Source organism: Albidovulum sediminis (assembly GCF_025380365.1).
GTDB lineage: Bacteria > Pseudomonadota > Alphaproteobacteria > Rhodobacterales > Rhodobacteraceae > Albidovulum > Albidovulum sediminis.
Window position 1 is genome coordinate 1,870,829 of record NZ_JAOCQF010000001.1, and the last position, 18,438, is coordinate 1,889,266.

Consider the following 18,438-nt stretch of genomic DNA (forward strand, 5'->3'; position numbering starts at 1 on the left):
CGCTCCACATCGGGCGTTGCATGACGCCGTTTTTTTCGCACACTTGGTCGCTACACGGGGGGATAGGCGACAGTGACAGCGAACGAAGCACCGGTCATCGAGATCAGGGACCTGCACAAATCCTATGGCCAGCTCGAGGTGCTGAAGGGTGTCTCGCTTTCGGCACATCGGGGCGAGGTGATATCGCTCATCGGGTCGTCGGGGTCGGGCAAGTCCACGCTGCTGCGGTGCTGCAACCTGCTGGAAGACAGCCAGCAGGGCGAGGTCCTGTTCAAGGGCGAGGCGGTGCGCTGGCGCGGCCACGGGCTTGGCCGCCATCCCGCCGACCGGGCGCAGGTGATCCGCATCCGCACGAACCTGTCGATGGTGTTCCAGCAGTTCAACCTCTGGGCCCACATGACGATCCTGCAAAACGTGATGGAGGCGCCGGTGACCGTCCTGCGCCGCGACCGGCACGAGGTGGAGGAGGCGGCGCGCGGCTATCTCGCGAAGGTGGGGATCGGCGACAAGTGCGATGCCTATCCGGCGCAACTTTCGGGGGGCCAGCAGCAGCGCGCGGCGATCGCGCGGGCGCTCTGCATGGAGCCGACGGCGCTTCTGTTCGACGAGCCGACCTCGGCGCTCGACCCGGAGCTGGAGCAGGAAGTGGTCAAGGTGATCAAGGCGCTGGCCGAAGAGGGGCGCACGATGCTGATCGTCACCCACGACATGCGCCTGGCGGCGGACGTGTCCGATCACGTCGTCTTCCTGCACCGCGGCCTGATCGAGGAGGAAGGCGCCCCCGACACGCTGTTCGGCAATCCGCGGACGGAACGGCTGCGCCAGTTCCTGAGCGCGACCGCCCCGGCGTGAAGGCCTTGCAATCCCAAAGACCGTGGGCAAGTCAGGCCCCGGACAACCAGAAAAAACTCAAAACCACCAAGGAGAAACCGATGAAACATCTTCTGATCGCAACGGCGCTGGCGGCGCTGGCGGCCGGTGCGGCCCAAGCCCAGACGGTCCGCATGGGCACCGAGGGCGCCTACCCTCCGTACAACTACATCGACGATGCGGGCCAGGTTGCGGGCTTCGAGCGCGAGCTGGGCGATGAGCTTTGCAAGCGCGCCGGGCTGACCTGCGAATGGGTGACCAACGACTGGGATTCGATCATCCCGAACCTCGTGTCGGGCAACTACGACACCATCATGGCCGGCATGTCGATCACCGACGAGCGGGATGAGGTCATCGACTTCACCCAGAACTACACCCAGCCCGATCCGTCCGCCTACCTCGCCAAGGCCGGAGCCGAGGTCGATTTCGCCGGTGGCGTGATCGCCGCGCAGACGGGCACCATCCAGGCCTCTCATGTCGCCTCGTCGGGCGCGACGCTGCTGGAATTCGCTACGCCCGAGGAAACCATCGGTGCAGTGCGCAACGGAGAGGCGGACGCGGTTCTGGCCGACCGCGCCTATCTGGAACCGATCGCGGCCGAGGATGCGGAGCTCGACTTCGTGGGCGAAGACGTCCTGATCGGCGGCGGCGTGGGCATGGGCCTGCGCGAATCCGATGCCGAGCTGAAGGAGAAGTTCAACGCCGCCATCCAGTCGATGAAGGATGACGGGTCGCTGAACGCGCTCATCACCAAGTGGGAAATCGGCGCAACCTTCTGACCGGAAAGGGGGCGGGGCCGTGAGGCCCCGCTTCGGACCCTCATGTTCCCATATTGCTCGGACCCCAACGCCATATCGGGCCTGACGTGGCTGTCGTGCTACCTGACCACGGGCAAGCACACGTCGCTCTACCTGTCGTTCCTGACGGTGCTCGTCCTGCTGGCGATCACGGCGCCGGTGGCGCTTGTCTTCGGCTTCGGCGGCGCCACCGCGGCGCGGTCGCGCTTCGCGCCGCTGTCCTGGCTCGGCAAGGGCTACATCGGCATCGTCCGCGGGGTTCCGGACATCGCCTTCTTCCTCTTCTTCGTCATCGCGCTGGATCAGGCGTTCGAATATCTTCGCCACAAGATCAAGTGCCCCGACTGGGATCAGCCGATCCGGCAGGGCAACGATTTCGTCGTCTGCGCCGCGGCCAAGCTGCCCCTGGGTGACGCGCCGCAGTGGGTGCATGAAACCTACGGCTTCTTCCTGGCCGTCCTGACATTTTCCATCATCTTCGGCGCCTTCGCTGCAAACGTCCTTTACGGCGCGATGCAGGCGGTGCCGCGCGCGCAGATCGAGACGGCCGAAGCCTACGGGATGAGCCACGGCCAGAGCTTCCGGCGCATCCTTGTCCCGCAGATGTGGGTCTATGCGCTGCCGGGGCTGTCGAACCTGTGGATGGTGCTGATCAAGGCGACGCCGCTTCTGTTCCTGCTGGGGGTCGAGGACATCGTCTACTGGGCGCGCGAACTGGGCGGCACGAAGACGCCGAAGTTCACCGACTACCCGCACGAGGACTGGCGGATGTGGTACTTCGGCGCGCTTCTCGTCTTCTACCTTGTCTTCACCAGGGTCTCCGAAGTCGTGCTTGCGCGGGTCATGCGCCGCCTCACGCACGGGCAGGCCACCATGGGGGGCGAAGCCCAGAGAAAGGCCGCGGCATGAGTTGCTGGGACACCATCGCCGACTATGCGCTGCGCAGCGTGGGCGTGGGCGAGCGGCTTTTGCCGCGATCGGATTTCACGCTCTGCCAGCAGGTCACGCTGATCGGCTCGGGCATGATCTGGAACATCTATTTCGGCTTGCTCGCGCTCCTGTCGGGGTTCTTCCTGGCCACCGCGCTTGCGATGGCGAAGGCGGCGCATTCGCCCCTTCTGCGCAAACCCGCGGAATGGTTCATTTTCGTCTTCCGCGGCTCGCCCCTCTTCATCCAGTTCTTCTTTGCCTACTTCCTGTTCCTGAGCCTGAAGAACGTCTACCCAGTCTTCTCGCCGCTGACCTCGGCATGGCTCGGGGCGCTGGTCGTGCTGTTCCTCAACACCTCGGCCTACTCGGCCGAAATCTTCCATGGCGCGATGCTGTCGATCCCCAAGGGCGATGTGGAGGCGGCGGACGCCTATGGCATGTCGGGCTGGCCGCGGTTCCGCCGGATCATCTGGCCGACCATGCTGCGGCTGGCCTGGCCCGCCTACACGAACGAGGCGATCTTTCTGTTCCACGCCACCGCGCTCGTGTTCTTCTCCGGCTTTCCGGCGACGCAGCAGATGGGCGATGCGCTCTATTACGCGAACTACTTCGCGGACAAGACCTTCAACCCCTTCGTCCCCTACCCGATCCTTGCCGTCTACTTCATCCTGCTGACGCTTTCGGTGATCGGGATCTTCGGCATCGTGAACCGACGCCTGAACCGTCACCTTCCGCAAGCGGCCCGCGCGAGAATTCGCTTGCGTCCGATGCTGGTCCGGTAGTATCAATTATTTGATCAAATTCTTCGGGCGCGGAATTGCCGGCTCTGCCAGCTTCCGGGACGCCATGTCGGCCGCCGGATCGCGATTTGATCAGATGAACGGATGGAGAGTCGCCGGATCATTCCGCCCCCTGCCAACGGCGGCGCGTGGCGTGACGGAGGATCCGGCTTCCGGGTGAGATGATGAAGGACTGGCTTAGAAAGCACCCCCAGGTGCGCACGATCCGTGTGGCCGCCGCGGACCTGAACGGGCAGCCCCGCGGCAAGCGCATCCCCACGCGCTTTGCCGACAAGATTACCAATGACGGGACTCGGTTTCCCGTCTCAGTCCTCAACCTCGACATTTGGGGCGAGGACATCGAGGACAGCCCGCTGGTCTTCGACAGCGGCGATGCGGATGGTGTGCTGAAGCCCACCGAACGCGGCTTCATGCCGATGCCCTGGCTCGAGGCGCCGACAGCACTTCTGCCGATCTGGATGTTCCGTGAGAACGGCAAGCCCTATGAGGGCGACCCCCGCCATGCGCTGGCGCGCGTCGTCGAGCGCTACAAGGAACACGGGCTGACGCCCGTTGCGGCGATGGAGCTGGAATTCTTCCTGATCGACGACAGCGGCAAGACGCTGCAGGTTCCGCCCAGCCCGCGGTCGGGCAAGCGCCGCAAGGCGGCCGAGATCATGTCGATCCGCGCGCTCGACGCCTTCGACACCTTCTTCACCGACCTTTACGACGCCTGCGAGGAAATGGACATTCCCGCCGACACAGCGATCTCGGAATCGGGGCTCGGGCAGTTCGAAATCAACCTGATGCACCAGGAAGACGCGCTGCGCGCGGCCGACGACGCCTGGCTTTTCAAGATGCTGGTGAAGGGGCTTGCCCGCCGCCACGGCTTCGCCGCGAGCTTCATGGCCAAGCCCTACCCGGAATATTCCGGCAACGGCCTGCACACGCATTTCTCGGTCATCGACCGGGACGGGCGCAACATCTTCTCGAACGGCGGGCCGGAAGGGTCGCTGAAGCTGCGGCAGGCAATCGCGGGCTGCCTGGCCGCGATGCCGGATTCGACGCTGATCTTCGCCCCCCACGCCAACAGCTATGACCGGCTGGTGCCCGAGGCGCATGCGCCGAACGCTGTCTGCTGGGCCTATGAGAACCGCACCGCCGCGATCCGCGTGCCTTCGGGCAGTCCGGCGGCGCGGCGGATCGAACACCGCGTGGCGGGTGGCGACGTGAACCCCTATCTGATGCTGGCCGCGATCCTCGGTGCGGGACTGCTCGGCATGGAAAAGGAGCTGACGCCCCCGCCCCCGATCACGGGTAACGCCTATGCGATGGATCTGCCGCTGATCCATGACACCTGGGCCGACGCGATCGATGCCTTCGAGAAAAGCACGATCATGCCCGAGATCTTCCCGAGCGAGCTGATCCGCAACCTGGTCATGACCAAGCGGCAGGAACTGCACTACATGGCGGAACTGTCGCCGACGGAGCAGACCGAGATCTACCTCGACACCGTCTGACGCGATCCGCCCCTTGCCAGGCGGCGGGGGGCGGTCTATTTTGATCAAAAGCAGCCAAGAGACAGCCATGCTGATCGGCATACTCCAGACCGGACAGGCGCCCGACGTCCTCAGGACCGAGATGGGCGACTATCCGGACATGTTCATCCGCCTGCTTGCGAACCGCGGCCTGACCTTCAGGAACTACCACGTCGAGGGTATGGACTTCCCGAAGGGCGTGCACGACTGCGACGGCTGGCTGATCACCGGGTCGCGCCACGGCGCCTACGAGGATCACCCCTTCATCAAGCCGCTCGAGGATTTCATCCGCAAGGCCTACGCCGAGCGGGTGCCCGTCGTCGGCATCTGCTTTGGCCATCAGATCATCGCGCAGGCGCTCGGCGGCAAGGTCGAGAAGTTCAAGGGCGGCTGGGCGGTGGGCCCGCAGGAATACGACTTCGCGGGCACGCCCGTGAACCTCAACGCCTGGCACCAGGACCAGGTGGTGGAGCGCCCCGCCATTGCCGAACTGGCCGGCACCAGCGCCTTTTGCGAGAATGCGGCCCTTCTTTATGGCGACCGCGCCTATACGATCCAGGCGCATCCCGAATACGGCAATGACTTCATCGACGGGCTGATGCGCACCCGCGGCAAGGGCGTCGTGCCCGCCGACCTCATGGAGGACGCTCGCGCGCGCTTCTCCGATCGGAATTCCTCTGCCGCGGTCGCTGACCGGATCGCGGATTTCTTCAAGCAAAACCGTAACTGAAAAAGCGTGATCCCATGTCCGACTGGACCGAAAAACTGCCCGCAGCAGCGCGGGAGTATATTGCCGGCCGCCGCCTTGACGAGGTCGAATGCCTTGTCGCCGACCTTGCCGGCGTGGCCAAGGGCAAGGCCATGCCCGCCTCCAAGTTCGCCAAGCAGAAGTTCTTCCACCTGCCGAACTCGATCTTCGCGCAGACGATCACGGGCGACTATGCCGACATGCCCGACGAAAGCGAGTTCACCGAACCCGACATGGTTCTGGTGCCCGACTTCACGACCGCCCAGGCCGTGCCGTGGACGGCGGATGTCACGCTTCAGGTGATCCACGACGTCAACGACCAGAAGGGCAACCCGGTCACGATGGCGCCACGCAATGTGCTCAAGCGCATGGTGCAGCTTTACGCCGAACAGGGCTGGAAGCCGATCGTTGCCCCGGAGATGGAATTCTACATCGTCGCCCGCAACATCGACCCCAACCAGCCGGTCATTCCCCCCATCGGCCGTTCGGGCCGCCGGGTGATGGCGAACCAAGCCTATTCGATGTCGGCCGTCGACGAATACGGCAAGGTCATCGACGACATCTACGACTTCGCCGAGGCGCAGGGGCTGGAGATCGACGGCATCGTGCAGGAAGGCGGCGCCGGCCAGGTCGAACTGAACCTCGGCCACGGCGATCCGGTGGTGCTGGCCGACGATGTGTTCTACTTCAAGCGGCTGATCCGCGAGGCCGCACTGCGCCACGACGCCTTCGCCACCTTCATGGCAAAGCCGATCGAGGGCGAACCCGGATCGGCGATGCACATCCACCAGTCGGTGGTGGACCTGAAGACCGGGCGCAACATCTTTTCCGACGCGCAGGGCGGAGAGACCGAGGCGTTCCTGCACTTCGTCGCGGGCATGCAGAACTATCTGCCGGCAGTCGTCGCGCTGATGGCGCCCTACGTCAACTCCTACCGCCGCTACGTGCCGGACTTTGCCGCGCCCATCAACCTCGAATGGGGTCGCGACAACCGCACCACCGGCCTGCGCGTCCCGATCTCGGAACCCAACGCGCGGCGGCTGGAAAACCGCCTGCCGGGGATGGACTGCAACCCCTACCTCGGCATCGCCGCATCGCTTGTCTGCGGCTATCTCGGGCTGATGGAAAAGAAGATGCCGCGGCCGGAGAATACCGGGAACGCCTACATCAACGCCGACGAACTGCCGACGACGCTGGGCGACGCGCTTGACCTCTTCTCCGAATGCGCCCCGGTCCGCGAGGCGCTATCGCCCGATTTCTGCGACATCTACGAGGCGGTGAAGCGCAACGAATACAAGGAGTTCCTGCAGGTCATCAGCCCCTGGGAACGCGAACATCTGCTTCTGAACGTATGAACCTTCTTTTTGCGAACGACCGCCGGGGGGAATACCCCCAGAGCTACTATGCCGCGACCCTGGCCCCGATCGAGCGTTTTCCCGCGCTTCGGGGCGAGGTCACGGCAGACGTCTGCATCGTGGGCGCGGGCTTCACCGGCCTCTCCGCCGCGCTGCACCTGGCCGAGGCGGGGCTTTCCGTCATCGTGCTTGAGGCGCACCGCGTCGGCTTCGGCGCTTCGGGGCGCAACGGCGGGCAGGTCGGATCGGGCCAGCGGCTGGAACAGGATGCGCTGGAACGGATGTACGGGCTCGATACAGCGCGGCATTTGTGGGCGCTGGCCGAGGAGTCGAAGGCGCTGGTGCGCGACCTGATCTGGGCGCATGACATGCCCTGCACCTTCAAGCCCGGCATCGCGCACGCCTGCTGGACCGACGGCGAGGTGCGACATTCGCATGCCCAGGCCGAAAAGCTGGCGCGGGACTACGGATACGACCAGATCGAGCCCTTGGATGCAGCGGGACTGGCGGCGATCATCCCCTCGGGCGTCTACAAGGGCGGTGACATCGACCGCGGTGCGGGCCACATCCACCCGCTGAACTTCACCGTGGGCCTTGCCCGCGCTGCAACCGCGAAGGGCGCGCGCATCTGCGAAGGCAGCGTGGTTACCCGCGTCGTGCCGGGGTCCCGACCCGTGGTTGAGACCGAGGCGGGCCGCATCAGTTGCGGGCATGTGGTGCTGGCCTGCAACGGCTATCTGGGCGGGCTGGACCGGCAGGTGGCGGCGCGTGTCATGCCGATCAACAACTTCGTCATCGCCACCGAGCCGCTCGGCGAACGCGCGGCGGAGGTCCTGGGCCAGGACGTGGCGGCCCACGACACCAAGTTCGTGGTCAACTACTGGCGTCTGTCGGAGGACAAGCGGCTACTGTTCGGGGGCGGCGAAAGCTATGGCTACCGCTTTCCCGATGTGATCAAGGCCGTGCGCCCGCCGATGCTGAAGGTCTATCCCGATCTTGCCGATGTCAGGATCGACTACGCCTGGGGCGGCACGCTGGCGATCACCATGAACCGGATGCCCTGCTTCCTGCGGCCGGCCGAGAACGTCCTGTCGGCGTCGGGCTATTCCGGCCACGGGGTCGCACTGGCGACGCTTGCCGGCAAGATCCTGTCCGAGGCGATTCGCGGTCAGGCCGGCCGTTTCGACGTGCTTTCCGGGCTGAATCTGCCGCGCTTCCCCGGCGGGCCGGCGATGCGCTGGCCCATGCTGGTACTGGCGATGACCTGGTTCTCCCTGCGCGACCGGCTGGGAATATGAGAAAGGCCCCCCGGTGGGGGCCTTCTTCACAGCTTTGACAGCTTGTCCTGCAACTCGGCCAGCTGCTTCTTGATCGCCGCCAGATCCTCTTCGTCGCGCCCCTTGGCCTTGGGCTTGGCCGGTTTATCCTCCTCGGCCTCGCCTTGCGCCGCGCCGCTCCAGCCCCCCATGAGCGATTTGAGGAACGCCTGCTGCTGGCGCTGCAGCGCCTCGAATCCCGGCATGGAGGCCATCGGGTTCGGCAGCTGGCTCATGTTCTCCATCAGCTTCGACTGGCCTTCGCGCAGCATCTCGAACGAGGCCGCCAGGAACTGCGGCACGACGCTTTGCGCGCTTGTCGCGTAGCTGCGCACAAGATCGGTCAGAACGTCGATGGGCAGCACGTTTTCGCCACGGCTTTCGTGTTCGGCGATGATCTGGAGCAGATACTGCCGCGTGAGGTCGTCCCCTGTCTTCAGGTCGACGATCTGGACCTCGCGCCCCTCGCGGATGAAGGCGGCGATGTCTTCCAGCGTGACATAGTCGCTGGTTTCCGTGTTGTAGAGCCGCCGGCTGGCATAGCGCTTGATCAACAGCGGCTTGGCGTCTTCGGCCATGTCTTCCTCCCAGGGGGTGCGTTTTTTCGCGCTGCGGCGAGATTAAGCTGCGGCACGGAAAAAACAACTCCCGAAAGGCGCGGCCGCTTTTCTGCGGGCGCAAAGAAAAGGCGGGCCCGGAGGGGCCCGCCAGTCAACCAACCAACAGGGAGGACGTTGGTCGTCGGATTACTTCGCAGCGGCGGTCGCGACGGTCGCGGCCTTCTTCGCAGCGGTCTGGACGTCGGCGGTCGCCTTCTTCACCGCGGCGGTGGCTTCTTCGGAGAAGTCCTTGCCAGCGGCCAGCATCAGCTCGACGGTTTCGGTCTGGGCCTTCTTCGCAACTTCGGCGAAGGCGGCGAGGTTTTCGGCAGCCAGCTCAGCCGAGGCCGAGGCGAAATCGCTGAAGGCTTTGGTGTAGTCGGTCGGCTCGGACTTCGCCTTCGACAGCTCGCCGAACTTCGCGATGGTTTCCTTGGCCCACTTCGAGGAGATGTCGTTCGACTTCTCGGCGGCTTCCAGCGCGACCTTGGTCATCTTTTCGCTGAGAACGGCGGAGTTCTTGTAGACGTCCTTGAGGGCGGCGGTGTCAACCGGGAACTGGGAAACCATGTCCTGAAGGACTTTGGAGAAATCTTGCTGCTTCGTCATGGTGGTCACTCCATTTGCGACGGGGGGTGTCATTCGCTTCTGGAGCCTAGATACATGCTGCGGTGCAGCATTTCAAGTGTTTTCGCTGCACCGCAGAAAAAAATTCATCTGGCCGTTACGCGTCCGAAGCCTTCGGCGTCTCGGCCACGTAGGTCCCCGGCGCCGGGGCCAGGACCGGGTGGCTCGAATCGCCCAGGGCACGCGCCGCGACCATCTTGCCCGAACGCCCGGCCAGCCAGTCGCGCCAGCGCGGCCACCAGCTGCCCTTGTGGAAACCGGCGCCGTCTTTCCATTCCTCGGGGCTGCGCATCGGCCCTTCGTTGGTGTAGTGGCCGTACTTGTCCTTGCCAGGCGGGTTGACGATGCCGGCGATGTGTCCGCTTTCGGACAGGATGAAGGACTTCTGCCGCGACCCGAACTGACGGATGCCGTTGAACGAGGACTTCCACGGCGCGATGTGGTCGGTTTCGCAGGCGATCGCGCAGATCGGAACCTTCACGTCCTTCACCGTCACGCGTTCGCCGCAGACCTCGAACCCCGGCGCGATCAGCCGGTTCTGCTGGCAAAGTTCGCGCAGGTATTCGACGCACATCCGCCCCGGAAGGTTGGTGCCGTCGCCGTTCCAGTAAAGCAGGTCGAACGCCGGCGGCGCCTCGCCCAGCATGTAGCTGCGGATGGCCGGGGTGTAGATCAGGTCGTTCGCACGCAGGAACGAGAAGGTCCGCGACATGAAGAACTTGTCGAGATACCCCTCCCGCCGGACGGTCTCCTCGATGCCGCCGACGAAGTCGTCGTCGAGGAACACCCCGATCTCTCCGGGCTCGGAGAAGTCGGTCAGCGTGGTGAAGAAGGTGGCCGAATTCACCGACTTGTCGCCGCGCTTCTGCATCAGCCCGAGCGTTGCGGTCAGCGTCGTCCCGGCGATGCAGTAGCCCACTGCGTTGACCTTGTCCTCGCCGGTGATCTGCTTGACCTGTTCGATCGCGGTCAGGTAGCCGTCCTGCACATAGTCGTCCATGCCGACATCGGCATAGCTGGCATCGGGATTCTTCCAGCTGACCACGAACAGGGTAAAGCCCTGGTCCACCACCCACTTGATCAGGCTGTTGGCGGGCTTCAGGTCAAGGATGTAGAACTTGTTGATCCAGGGCGGAAAGACCAGAAGCGGCGTCTTGTGGACCTTTTCGGTCGTCGCCTTGTACTGGATCAGCTCGAACATGCGGTTGCGGAACACGACCGCGCCCTCGGTCGCGCCGATATTGCTGCCAAGCGTGAACGCCTCGCGGTCCGACAGCGTCACCAGCAGGTCGCCGCGGTGCGCTTCGACATCGCGCACGAGGTTCTCCAGCCCCTTGACCAGGCTCTCGCCCTCGGTCGCGACGGCGCGCTCCAGCGCGTCGGGGTTGGTGGCAAGGAAGTTCGTCGGCGCCAGCATGTCGACGATCTGGCGGGTGAAATACTCGACCCGGCGCTTGTCGGCCGGCTCAAGCCCGTCGAGGCCCTGGATGGCCTGTTCCATCGCCTCGACATTGGTCTGGTACTGGCGCTTGATGAAGTGGAAGTACGGGTTGGTGTCCCAGAGGGGATTGGAAAAGCGCCGGTCCTTCGGGCCCGTGTCCGCCGGGGGTTCGACTGCCTGCCCGGCCATCGCCTTCTGCATCTCGATATAATGTTCCAGCGACTTGCCCCAGAAGGCGACCTGCTGCTCCATGATCCGGGCCGGGTTGGACATCGCCTCGGTCAGGAAGGCGGTCATCGCCTTGCCGTAAAGCTCCGGCGCGGGCGCGTCGAGCGCGGGCGTATGGGGCTTCTTCTGCTGCAGTGCCGCGATCAACCGTTGCGTCAACTCCTCGATTCTCGCAAGGTTCGCGCTGAACTTTTCAAGGTTGCGGGAAGAATCAGTAACTTCTGTTGTCATCCCGATCGTTCCCTCCTAATCTTTCCTGCAGTGCAGCATATCCGCGCCCGCTGGGTGGCGAAAGAAGTGATTTGTGTGGGGCCTGCCCCATCGAAGGAGACGCGATGAAGGGCATGGCCACCTACGACCTGATGGAAAGCATCCGCAACACCAACGAATGGCTGGGTGCCAGCGCGCGGGCGATGGCATCCTACCCGGTCTGGGGGCTGGTGCCGCATCCGATGTTCAAGGTGATGTCGGCCTGGGGCCGGATCACGGAACGCAGTTTCGCGCGCATGGTCATCAAGCCCGACTGGGGCATCCGCACCATCCTCGGCCCGGACGGGCGCGACCACATCGTCGAGATCGACACGCTCGTCACCCGTCCCTTCGCCGATCTCATCCACTTCCGCGTCCAGGGCCGCGCACCGATGAAGCGCCGCGTGCTCCTCGTTGCGCCGATGTCGGGCCATTACTCCACCCTCCTCCGTTCCACGGTCAGAAGCCTCCTTCCCGACTGCGAAGTCTACGTGACGGACTGGAAGAACGCCCGCGACATCCCGGTTTCGGAAGGCAAGTTCGACATCGAGGACTATACCCTCTACCTCGTCGATTTCATCCGCTTCCTCGGCCCCGATCTCAACATCGTGTCGGTCTGCCAGCCGGTGCCGCTGACGCTTGCCGCCACCGCCTACCTCGCGGGCGAGGATCCGGCCGCGCAGCCGAAGACGCTGACGCTGATCGGCGGCCCGGTCGATCCCGACGCCGCGCCGACCGAGGTCACCGACTTCGGCCGCCGCGTGACCATGGGCCAGCTCGAACACATGGTGATCCAGCGCGTGGGCTTCAAATACGCCGGCGCCGGGCGGCTCGTCTATCCGGGGCTGATGCAGCTTGCCTCCTTCATCTCGATGAACATGGACCGCCACACCACCGCGTTCTCCGAACAGATCCTGCGCGCCGCCAAGGGTGAGGCGTCGGAGCGGGACGCCCACAACCGCTTCTACGACGAATACCTCTCGGTCATGGACATGACGGCAGAGTTCTACCTCTCCACCGTCGAGCGCATCTTCAAGAATCGCGAGATCGCGCGCAACGACTTCCGCGTCGCCGGCAAGGCGGTGGACTTCGGCAAGATCACCGATGTCGCGGTCAAGATCGTCGAGGGCGAGAAGGACGACATCTCCGCCCCCGGCCAATGCCTTGCCGCGCTCGACCTGCTCACCGGCCTCTCCGCCGACAAGAAGGCGCAGCATCTGGAGCCTGACGCCGGCCACTACGGCATCTTCGCCGGCAAATCCTGGCGCAACAACATCCGCCCGCTGGTCCTGAACTTCATCGACGCGAACTCGGGCCCGCGCAAGGCGCATGTCCGCGCGGTCTAACCCGCGCGGCCGCCCACCTTCAGGACCGTCGCCGCGACCAGCTTCAGGCACTCGGGCGTCGAGAAGCGGTGATCCGCGCCCTTGACAAGTGTCAGCCGGATGTCCGGCCCGGTCATGTGGTCAAGCAGCCGGAGCGCGACCGGAACCGGCACGTCGGCATCCGCCGTGCCCTGGAGCATCCGGACCGGCATCGGAAGATGCAGCGGCCGGTCGAATATCAGCCGCCCGCGCGCCTCCTCGATCAGGCGACGGGTAAAGATGTAAGGCTCCGGCGCATAGTCCGAGGGCCGCGCCACCCGTCCGGTCTGCTCCAGGGCGCGGCGCTCCTCCCCGGACATCTCCGCCAGGAGGCTTTCGGTGAAGTCGGGCGCCGCGGCGATGGTGACAAGCCCCGCGACCATCCCGGGGTGCTCGCGCGCCAGCAGAAGCGATATCCACCCGCCCATCGAGGATCCGACCAGGATCTGCGGCCCTTCGGTCAGCGCCCGAATCGCGCTCAGCGCATCCTCGAACCAGTCACCGATGGCGCCGTCCTCGAAGGCGCCCGACGACGCGCCGTGCCCCGAATAGTCGAAGCGCAGGAAGGCCCGGCCCCGCGCGCGCGCCCAGGCCTCAAGCGCCAGCGCCTTGGTGCCCTCCTTGTCCGACCGGAAGCCGCCCAGGAACACCACCCCGGGCCCCTCCCCCTCCACCCGGTCGAAGGCAATCTCCCGTCCCTGCGCTGTCCTCAGCCTGTCGCTCATCACCGAACCCTTTCCCCTTCTTCTTTTCCCAAATATCCCCGGGGGACCGGGGGTGGAACCCCCGGCGATTGACTTCCGCGTCGTGATCCCCGAAACAAGGCGCCGACATAACCCGCAACCGGGCGTTCCGTGGGCGCCAAACCGACGAGGAGCCGGCCATGAGCCAGATTTCCCTGACATTCCCCGATGGCAATACGCGCGACTACGCCAGGGGCGTGACCGCCGCCGAAGTGGCGCAGTCCATCGCCCCCTCGCTTGCCAAGGCCGCGATTTCCGCGTCCGTGGACGGCCGGCACTGGGACCTCCAGTGGCCGATCGAGCGCGACGCCGCGATCGCCATCCACACGATGAAGGATGACGCGCAGGCGCTCGAACTGATCCGACACGACTTTGCCCATGTGATGGCGCGGGCGGTGCAGAAGCTCTGGCCCGAGGTCAAGGTCACCATCGGCCCGGTGATCGAGAACGGCTGGTATTACGACTTCGACCGCGACGAGCCCTTTACGCCGGAAGACCTCGGCGCGATCGAGCGCGAGATGAAGGCGATCATCAACGAACGAGACCCGGTCCGGACCGAGGTCTGGGACCGCTCGCGCGCGATCGAGCACTACATCCGCAAGAACGAACCCTTCAAGGTCGAACTGATCGAGGCGATCCCCGGCGACGAGCCGCTGCGCATGTACTGGCACGGCCACTGGCAGGACCTGTGCCGCGGCCCGCACCTGCAGCACACCGGCCAGCTTCCCGCCGATGCCTTCAAGCTGATGTCGGTCGCGGGCGCCTACTGGCGCGGGGACCACACGAAAAAGCAGCTTCAGCGCATCTATGGCGTCGCCTTCAAAAACCGCGACGACCTCAAGGCCCATCTGACCATGCTGGAAGAGGCCGCCAAACGCGACCACCGCAAGCTCGGGCGCGAGATGGAGCTTTTCCACCTCCAGGAAGAAGCCCCCGGCATGGTCTTCTGGCACCCGAACGGCTGGACGATCTACCGCACGCTCGAGGATTACATGCGCCGGCGGCTGCGCCGCGCCGGCTACAAGGAAATCAAGACCCCCCAGGTCGTCGACCGCATCCTCTGGGAACGTTCCGGCCACTGGGAGGCCTACCGCGAGAACATGTTCATCGTCGAGGTGGACGAGGAAGGGGCGAAGGAAAAGCGCATCAACGCGCTGAAGCCGATGAACTGCCCCTGCCATGTGCAGGTCTACAACCAGGGCCTCAAGTCCTACCGCGACCTGCCGCTGCGTCTCGCCGAGTTCGGATCGTGCCACCGTTACGAATCCTCGGGGAGCATGCACGGCCTCATGCGGGTGCGCGGCTTCACCCAGGACGACGCCCACATCTTCTGCACCGAGGACCAGATCGAGCAGGAATGCGCGGCCTTCATCGGCCTTCTCTCCTCGATTTATCGCGATCTCGGCTTCACCAAGTTCGACGTGAAGCTCTCGACCCGCCCCGACGTGCGCGTGGGCAGCGACGAGATCTGGGACAAGGCGGAATCGGCGCTGGAAAACGCCGTCCGCAAGGTCACCAACGACTACCAGATCGACCCCGGCGAGGGCGCCTTCTACGGCCCGAAGCTCGACTTCAAGCTGACCGACGCGATCGGGCGGGAATGGCAGTGCGGCACCTTCCAGGCCGACTTCAACCTGCCCGTCCGGCTTGGCGCCGAATATGTGGGCGAGGACGGGGCCAAGCATCGCCCGGTCATGCTGCACCGCGCGATTCTGGGCTCGTTCGAGCGTTTCATCGGCATCCTGATCGAGAACTACGCCGGCCGGATGCCCTTCTGGCTTGCCCCCCGGCAGGTGGTTGTCGCCTCGATCGTGTCGGACGCCGACGACTACGTGAACGAGGTGGTCGCGAAACTGCGCGACGCCGGTCTGCGTGCCGAACCCGACACGCGCAACGAGAAGATCAACTACAAGGTGCGCGAGCATTCGGTGGGCAAGGTGCCGGTGATCCTCGCCATTGGCATGAAGGAAGTGGCGGAGCGGACTGTTTCAATCCGCCGGCTGGGCGAGACCCGGACCGATACGCTGCCGCTGGACGAGGCGACCGCGCAACTGGTCGGTGAATCCACGCCTCCGGACCTGGCAAGTGACTGAAAGAAAGGGGAACGGCACCGGAAATCCGGCGCCGTTCCGTGACCCGCGCCGCAATCCGTCCCTTCGCGGATTGTTACGGCCGCTCACAGCGGCGTGGCCCACGGCTTCGTGACTTTCCAGTGACGCAAGCGGCTGGCTAGAACAGTGCTGTCGATACCAAACGACGCCAACCATTCTCAAAAGGATTGACCATGTCGCACTCCATGAAGACCCTTGCCATCGCAAGCTCGCTGGCCGCCGCGCTCACCGCGCATTTCGCGGCCCCGGCTGCTGCCCAGGAAAACGAAAAGTGCTTCGGTGTCTCGCTGGCCGGTCAGAACGACTGCGCCGCTGGCCCGGGCACGACCTGCGCCGGCACGTCGAAGGTCGACTACCAGGGCAACGCCTGGAAGATGGTGCCCGCCGGCACCTGCACCACGATGGAACTGCCGGACGGCCGCATGGGCTCGCTCGAGGCGCTTGATCGCGACCTGCCGCAGGGCTGATGATCCCTTCGTCCCCCCGCGGATCGCGGGGGGACATCCTGACCGATAGGCGCTGCAATGCTTGACCGTTCCGCCAGCCAAGGTTTGCCGCCCTTGCCGGGCGTCGGCTACAAGGCCCAGCACTTTTCCAACATCATGGATGGCGCAGGCCCGGTCGCATGGCTGGAAATCCATGCAGAAAACTACATGGGCGATGGCGGCCGCCCACTGGCGCAGTTGCGCCACCTGGCAGAGCGATTCCCGATTTCCGTGCACGGCGTGGGCCTGTCGATCGGCGGCGAAGGCCGTCTTGACCGCAGCCACCTGTCGCGGCTGAAACACCTTGTCGGCTGGCTCGACCCTGCAAGCTTTTCCGAACACCTGGCCTGGTCGACCCACGGGGCGGAGTTCCTCAACGATCTTCTTCCGCTGCCCTACACCGAACGGACGCTTGCCCGCGTCATCGACCACATCGACGAGGTGCAGGAAACCGTCGGCTGCCGGATGCTGCTGGAAAACCCGTCCGTCTACGTCTCGTTCGCCGAGACTAACCTTGGCGAGATCGAGTTCCTCACCGAAATCGCGCGCCGCACCGGATGCGGGCTCCTGCTGGATGTGAACAACGTCTTCGTTTCCTGCACCAACCGGCGGACCGACCCGCAGGACTACATCGACAGCTTCCCGCACCGGCTTGTCGGCGAGATTCACCTTGGCGGCCATGACGAGGACAGCGACGACACCGGGCAGCCGCTCCTGATCGACGCGCATGGGTCGGCCGTCGTCGATCCCGTCTGGCAACTCTATGCCCGCGCGATCGCGGTGGGCGGTGCGAAGCCCACGCTGATCGAATGGGATAACGACGTGCCCGAATGGCCGGTCCTGGCTGCGGAGGCTGCCCGCGCGGCCCGCATTCTCGACAGGGTCCCGGCATGAGCCAGGGCGATTTTCGCGCCGCCTTGCTGGACCCGGACCTGCCGGTTCCGGCCGGCATCACCGACCCGGAGGGTCGGCCGGCGCCCAGGCGCTTCAACGTCTACCGCAACAACGTCACCGTCTCCCTCACCGAGGCGCTGCGCCAGGCCTTTCCGGTCGTTCGCGCGCTTGTCGGCGAAGACTTCTTCACCGCCATGGCACGGGTGCATCTGCGCGCCCATCCCCCGCGCTCCCCGCTCCTGATGCTCTACGGCGAGGATATGCCGGCGTTCCTCGAGGCGTTCGAACCCGTTCGCCACCTTGGCTACCTGCCCGATGTGGCGCGGCTGGAACTGGCGCTGCGCCGCTCCTATCACGCCGCCGATGCCGACCCGGTCCGTCCCGAGGCGCTTCAGTCGCTTCCTCCCGAGCGGTTTCTGGCCAGCCGCATCGCCTTCGCACCCGCTGCGCGGCTCTTGCGGTCGCGCTGGCCGGTGGCGACCATCTGGGCGGCCAACACCCGCGGCGGGCCACAACCCCGGGCTGCGGTGGCCGAGGATGTGCTGATCACGAGGGCCGGATACGACCCGGAACCCGCCCTTCTGCCAGCCGGGGCGGGGCCTTTCATCGCCGCGCTCATGAATGGCGAAAACCTGTCCGAGGCGCTTGAAAAGGCGCCGGAATTCGATCTGACCGCGACGCTCGGAATCCTGATTTCCGGCGGCGCCATCACTGGAATATCCTGAGGAGTCTCCCCATGAACGCCCTTCTGGCCGCCTACGACGGCTTGACCCTTCGTCTTTCCCGCCTGTCCTCGGGCGCGCTGCCGACGCTGGCGCGTCTTGGCTTTGCCGGTGTGCTTCTCGTCTACTTCTGGAACTCGGCGCGCACCAAGCTGGGGGAGGGCATCTTCGGCTTCCTCTCCCCTTCGCCCAGTGCCTACATCCAGATCTTTCCGAAGGCGGCCGAAGCGGCGGGCTACGACGTAAGCCAGTTCGGGCTGTTCCACTATGCCGTGGTGGTGGCTGGTACGCTCGCCGAGGTGATCCTGCCGGCACTGATCATCTTCGGGTTGTTCACCCGGCTTGCCGCGCTGGGAATGACCGGATTCGTGGTCGTCCAGAGCCTGACCGACGTCTACGGCCATGGTGTCGGCGGCGACGACCTCGGCCGCTGGTTCGACGCGGCGTCGGACGCGCTCATCTTCGACCAGCGCGCCCTCTGGGTGCTGCTGTTCGCCGTCCTCTTCTTCCAGGGCGCGGGGCCGCTGTCGCTTGACCGGTGGCTCAGCCGCCGCCGTGGCGGGGCATGACACTGGCGCTCTGTTCAAAATTCTTGATTTTTTGTGGAAATCGCTCATCCTTCGGGTCGCGTGACTGCAGACT

Annotated in this window: 18 protein-coding genes; 14 read left to right on the top strand and 4 right to left on the bottom strand. The window is 65.1% G+C overall.

All coding sequences use genetic code 11. From position 1 onward, the window contains the following. The first annotated feature begins 72 nt into the window (after positions 1-72). The 8 genes from N5I32_RS09210 (at position 73) to N5I32_RS09245 (ending at position 8,315) form a co-directional block, all read left to right on the top strand. The gene (locus N5I32_RS09210; RefSeq protein WP_261495114.1) at positions 73-852 is read left to right on the top strand and encodes an ABC transporter ATP-binding protein; all 780 of its coding nucleotides are present in this window, start codon (positions 73-75) and stop codon (positions 850-852) included. A gap of 80 nt (positions 853-932) precedes the next feature. After that, entirely contained in the window at positions 933-1,649 is a 717-nt protein-coding gene (locus tag N5I32_RS09215; protein WP_261495116.1) for a transporter substrate-binding domain-containing protein, read from the top strand. A 42-nt stretch (positions 1,650-1,691) separates the two neighbouring features. Further along, entirely contained in the window at positions 1,692-2,576 is an 885-nt protein-coding gene (locus tag N5I32_RS09220; protein ID WP_261495117.1) for an ABC transporter permease, read from the top strand. Then, positions 2,573-3,379 (top strand): ABC transporter permease, encoded by an 807-nt coding sequence (locus tag N5I32_RS09225; protein ID WP_261495121.1) that lies wholly within the window; start codon positions 2,573-2,575, stop codon positions 3,377-3,379. Before N5I32_RS09220 ends, N5I32_RS09225 begins: the two co-directional genes overlap by 4 nt. 182 nt (positions 3,380-3,561) lie before the next feature. Then, entirely contained in the window at positions 3,562-4,896 is a 1,335-nt protein-coding gene (locus tag N5I32_RS09230) for a glutamine synthetase family protein (protein ID WP_261495122.1), read from the top strand. A 67-nt stretch (positions 4,897-4,963) separates the two neighbouring features. Further along, entirely contained in the window at positions 4,964-5,644 is a 681-nt protein-coding gene (locus N5I32_RS09235) for a type 1 glutamine amidotransferase (RefSeq protein WP_261495124.1), read from the top strand. Between the two features lie 14 nt (positions 5,645-5,658). Then, on the top strand, positions 5,659-7,017 hold the full coding sequence (locus N5I32_RS09240; RefSeq protein ID WP_261495126.1) for a glutamine synthetase family protein: 1,359 nt from the start codon (positions 5,659-5,661) through the stop codon (positions 7,015-7,017). After that, the gene (locus N5I32_RS09245) at positions 7,014-8,315 is read left to right on the top strand and encodes an NAD(P)/FAD-dependent oxidoreductase (RefSeq protein WP_261495128.1); all 1,302 of its coding nucleotides are present in this window, start codon (positions 7,014-7,016) and stop codon (positions 8,313-8,315) included. The genes N5I32_RS09240 and N5I32_RS09245 overlap by 4 nt, the downstream gene beginning before the upstream one ends. Positions 8,316-8,341: 26 nt before the next feature. Here N5I32_RS09245 and phaR read toward each other — a convergent pair whose 3' ends face one another. The 3 genes from phaR to phaC form a co-directional block, all read right to left on the bottom strand. Further along, on the bottom strand, positions 8,342-8,911 hold the full coding sequence (phaR, locus tag N5I32_RS09250) for a polyhydroxyalkanoate synthesis repressor PhaR (RefSeq protein ID WP_261495132.1): 570 nt from the start codon (positions 8,909-8,911) through the stop codon (positions 8,342-8,344). 168 nt (positions 8,912-9,079) lie between these two features. Then, positions 9,080-9,541, bottom strand: coding sequence for a phasin family protein (locus tag N5I32_RS09255; RefSeq protein WP_261495133.1), 462 nt, complete (start codon positions 9,539-9,541; stop codon positions 9,080-9,082). 115 nt (positions 9,542-9,656) lie between these two features. Beyond that, positions 9,657-11,459: a class I poly(R)-hydroxyalkanoic acid synthase gene (phaC, locus tag N5I32_RS09260; RefSeq protein ID WP_261495138.1), complete on the bottom strand. Its 1,803-nt coding sequence runs from the start codon at positions 11,457-11,459 to the stop codon at positions 9,657-9,659. 104 nt (positions 11,460-11,563) lie between these two features. Here phaC and phaZ point away from each other — a divergent pair, with 104 nt between their 5' ends. Beyond that, positions 11,564-12,823, top strand: coding sequence for a polyhydroxyalkanoate depolymerase (phaZ, locus tag N5I32_RS09265; RefSeq protein WP_261495140.1), 1,260 nt, complete (start codon positions 11,564-11,566; stop codon positions 12,821-12,823). Here phaZ and N5I32_RS09270 read toward each other — a convergent pair. Beyond that, complete coding sequence (locus N5I32_RS09270) at positions 12,820-13,566, bottom strand: alpha/beta hydrolase (protein ID WP_261495142.1); 747 nt, start codon at positions 13,564-13,566, stop codon at positions 12,820-12,822. The genes phaZ and N5I32_RS09270 overlap by 4 nt on opposite strands. A gap of 158 nt (positions 13,567-13,724) precedes the next feature. On the opposite strand from N5I32_RS09270, the gene thrS reads away from it, so the two are divergent. The 5 genes from thrS to N5I32_RS09295 all read left to right on the top strand — a co-directional run bounded on the left by thrS (position 13,725) and on the right by N5I32_RS09295 (position 18,365). Continuing rightward, positions 13,725-15,677 carry a threonine--tRNA ligase gene (gene thrS, locus N5I32_RS09275; RefSeq protein ID WP_261495148.1) on the top strand — a complete coding sequence of 651 codons (1,953 nt, stop codon included), beginning with the start codon at positions 13,725-13,727 and terminating at the stop codon, positions 15,675-15,677. A gap of 191 nt (positions 15,678-15,868) precedes the next feature. Continuing rightward, positions 15,869-16,162 carry a BufA1 family periplasmic bufferin-type metallophore gene (locus N5I32_RS09280; protein WP_261495150.1) on the top strand — a complete coding sequence of 98 codons (294 nt, stop codon included), beginning with the start codon at positions 15,869-15,871 and terminating at the stop codon, positions 16,160-16,162. Between the two features lie 57 nt (positions 16,163-16,219). Next, positions 16,220-17,074 (top strand): MNIO family bufferin maturase, encoded by an 855-nt coding sequence (bufB, locus tag N5I32_RS09285; protein ID WP_261495151.1) that lies wholly within the window; start codon positions 16,220-16,222, stop codon positions 17,072-17,074. Beyond that, positions 17,071-17,799: an HvfC/BufC N-terminal domain-containing protein gene (locus N5I32_RS09290; RefSeq protein ID WP_261495153.1), complete on the top strand. Its 729-nt coding sequence runs from the start codon at positions 17,071-17,073 to the stop codon at positions 17,797-17,799. Before bufB ends, N5I32_RS09290 begins: the two co-directional genes overlap by 4 nt. Positions 17,800-17,810: 11 nt before the next feature. Then, positions 17,811-18,365: a DoxX family protein gene (locus tag N5I32_RS09295; protein WP_261495154.1), complete on the top strand. Its 555-nt coding sequence runs from the start codon at positions 17,811-17,813 to the stop codon at positions 18,363-18,365. Positions 18,366-18,438: the final 73 nt, after the last annotated feature.

Excerpts from the sequence above, each read along its gene's own strand:
- N5I32_RS09215 (WP_261495116.1), top strand. The coding sequence starts at position 933 with ATGAAACATCTTCTGATCGCAACGGCGCTGGCGGCGCTGGCGGCCGGT.
- N5I32_RS09220 (WP_261495117.1), top strand. The coding sequence starts at position 1,692 with ATGTTCCCATATTGCTCGGACCCCAACGCCATATCGGGCCTGACGTGG.
- N5I32_RS09225 (WP_261495121.1), top strand. The coding sequence starts at position 2,573 with ATGAGTTGCTGGGACACCATCGCCGACTATGCGCTGCGCAGCGTGGGC.
- N5I32_RS09230 (WP_261495122.1), top strand. The coding sequence starts at position 3,562 with ATGAAGGACTGGCTTAGAAAGCACCCCCAGGTGCGCACGATCCGTGTG.
- N5I32_RS09235 (WP_261495124.1), top strand. The coding sequence starts at position 4,964 with ATGCTGATCGGCATACTCCAGACCGGACAGGCGCCCGACGTCCTCAGG.
- N5I32_RS09240 (WP_261495126.1), top strand. The coding sequence starts at position 5,659 with ATGTCCGACTGGACCGAAAAACTGCCCGCAGCAGCGCGGGAGTATATT.
- N5I32_RS09245 (WP_261495128.1), top strand. The coding sequence starts at position 7,014 with ATGAACCTTCTTTTTGCGAACGACCGCCGGGGGGAATACCCCCAGAGC.
- phaR (WP_261495132.1), bottom strand. The coding sequence starts at position 8,911 with ATGGCCGAAGACGCCAAGCCGCTGTTGATCAAGCGCTATGCCAGCCGG.
- N5I32_RS09255 (WP_261495133.1), bottom strand. The coding sequence starts at position 9,541 with ATGACGAAGCAGCAAGATTTCTCCAAAGTCCTTCAGGACATGGTTTCC.
- phaC (WP_261495138.1), bottom strand. The coding sequence starts at position 11,459 with ATGACAACAGAAGTTACTGATTCTTCCCGCAACCTTGAAAAGTTCAGC.
- phaZ (WP_261495140.1), top strand. The coding sequence starts at position 11,564 with ATGAAGGGCATGGCCACCTACGACCTGATGGAAAGCATCCGCAACACC.
- N5I32_RS09270 (WP_261495142.1), bottom strand. The coding sequence starts at position 13,566 with ATGAGCGACAGGCTGAGGACAGCGCAGGGACGGGAGATTGCCTTCGAC.
- thrS (WP_261495148.1), top strand. The coding sequence starts at position 13,725 with ATGAGCCAGATTTCCCTGACATTCCCCGATGGCAATACGCGCGACTAC.
- N5I32_RS09280 (WP_261495150.1), top strand. The coding sequence starts at position 15,869 with ATGTCGCACTCCATGAAGACCCTTGCCATCGCAAGCTCGCTGGCCGCC.
- bufB (WP_261495151.1), top strand. The coding sequence starts at position 16,220 with ATGCTTGACCGTTCCGCCAGCCAAGGTTTGCCGCCCTTGCCGGGCGTC.
- N5I32_RS09290 (WP_261495153.1), top strand. The coding sequence starts at position 17,071 with ATGAGCCAGGGCGATTTTCGCGCCGCCTTGCTGGACCCGGACCTGCCG.
- N5I32_RS09295 (WP_261495154.1), top strand. The coding sequence starts at position 17,811 with ATGAACGCCCTTCTGGCCGCCTACGACGGCTTGACCCTTCGTCTTTCC.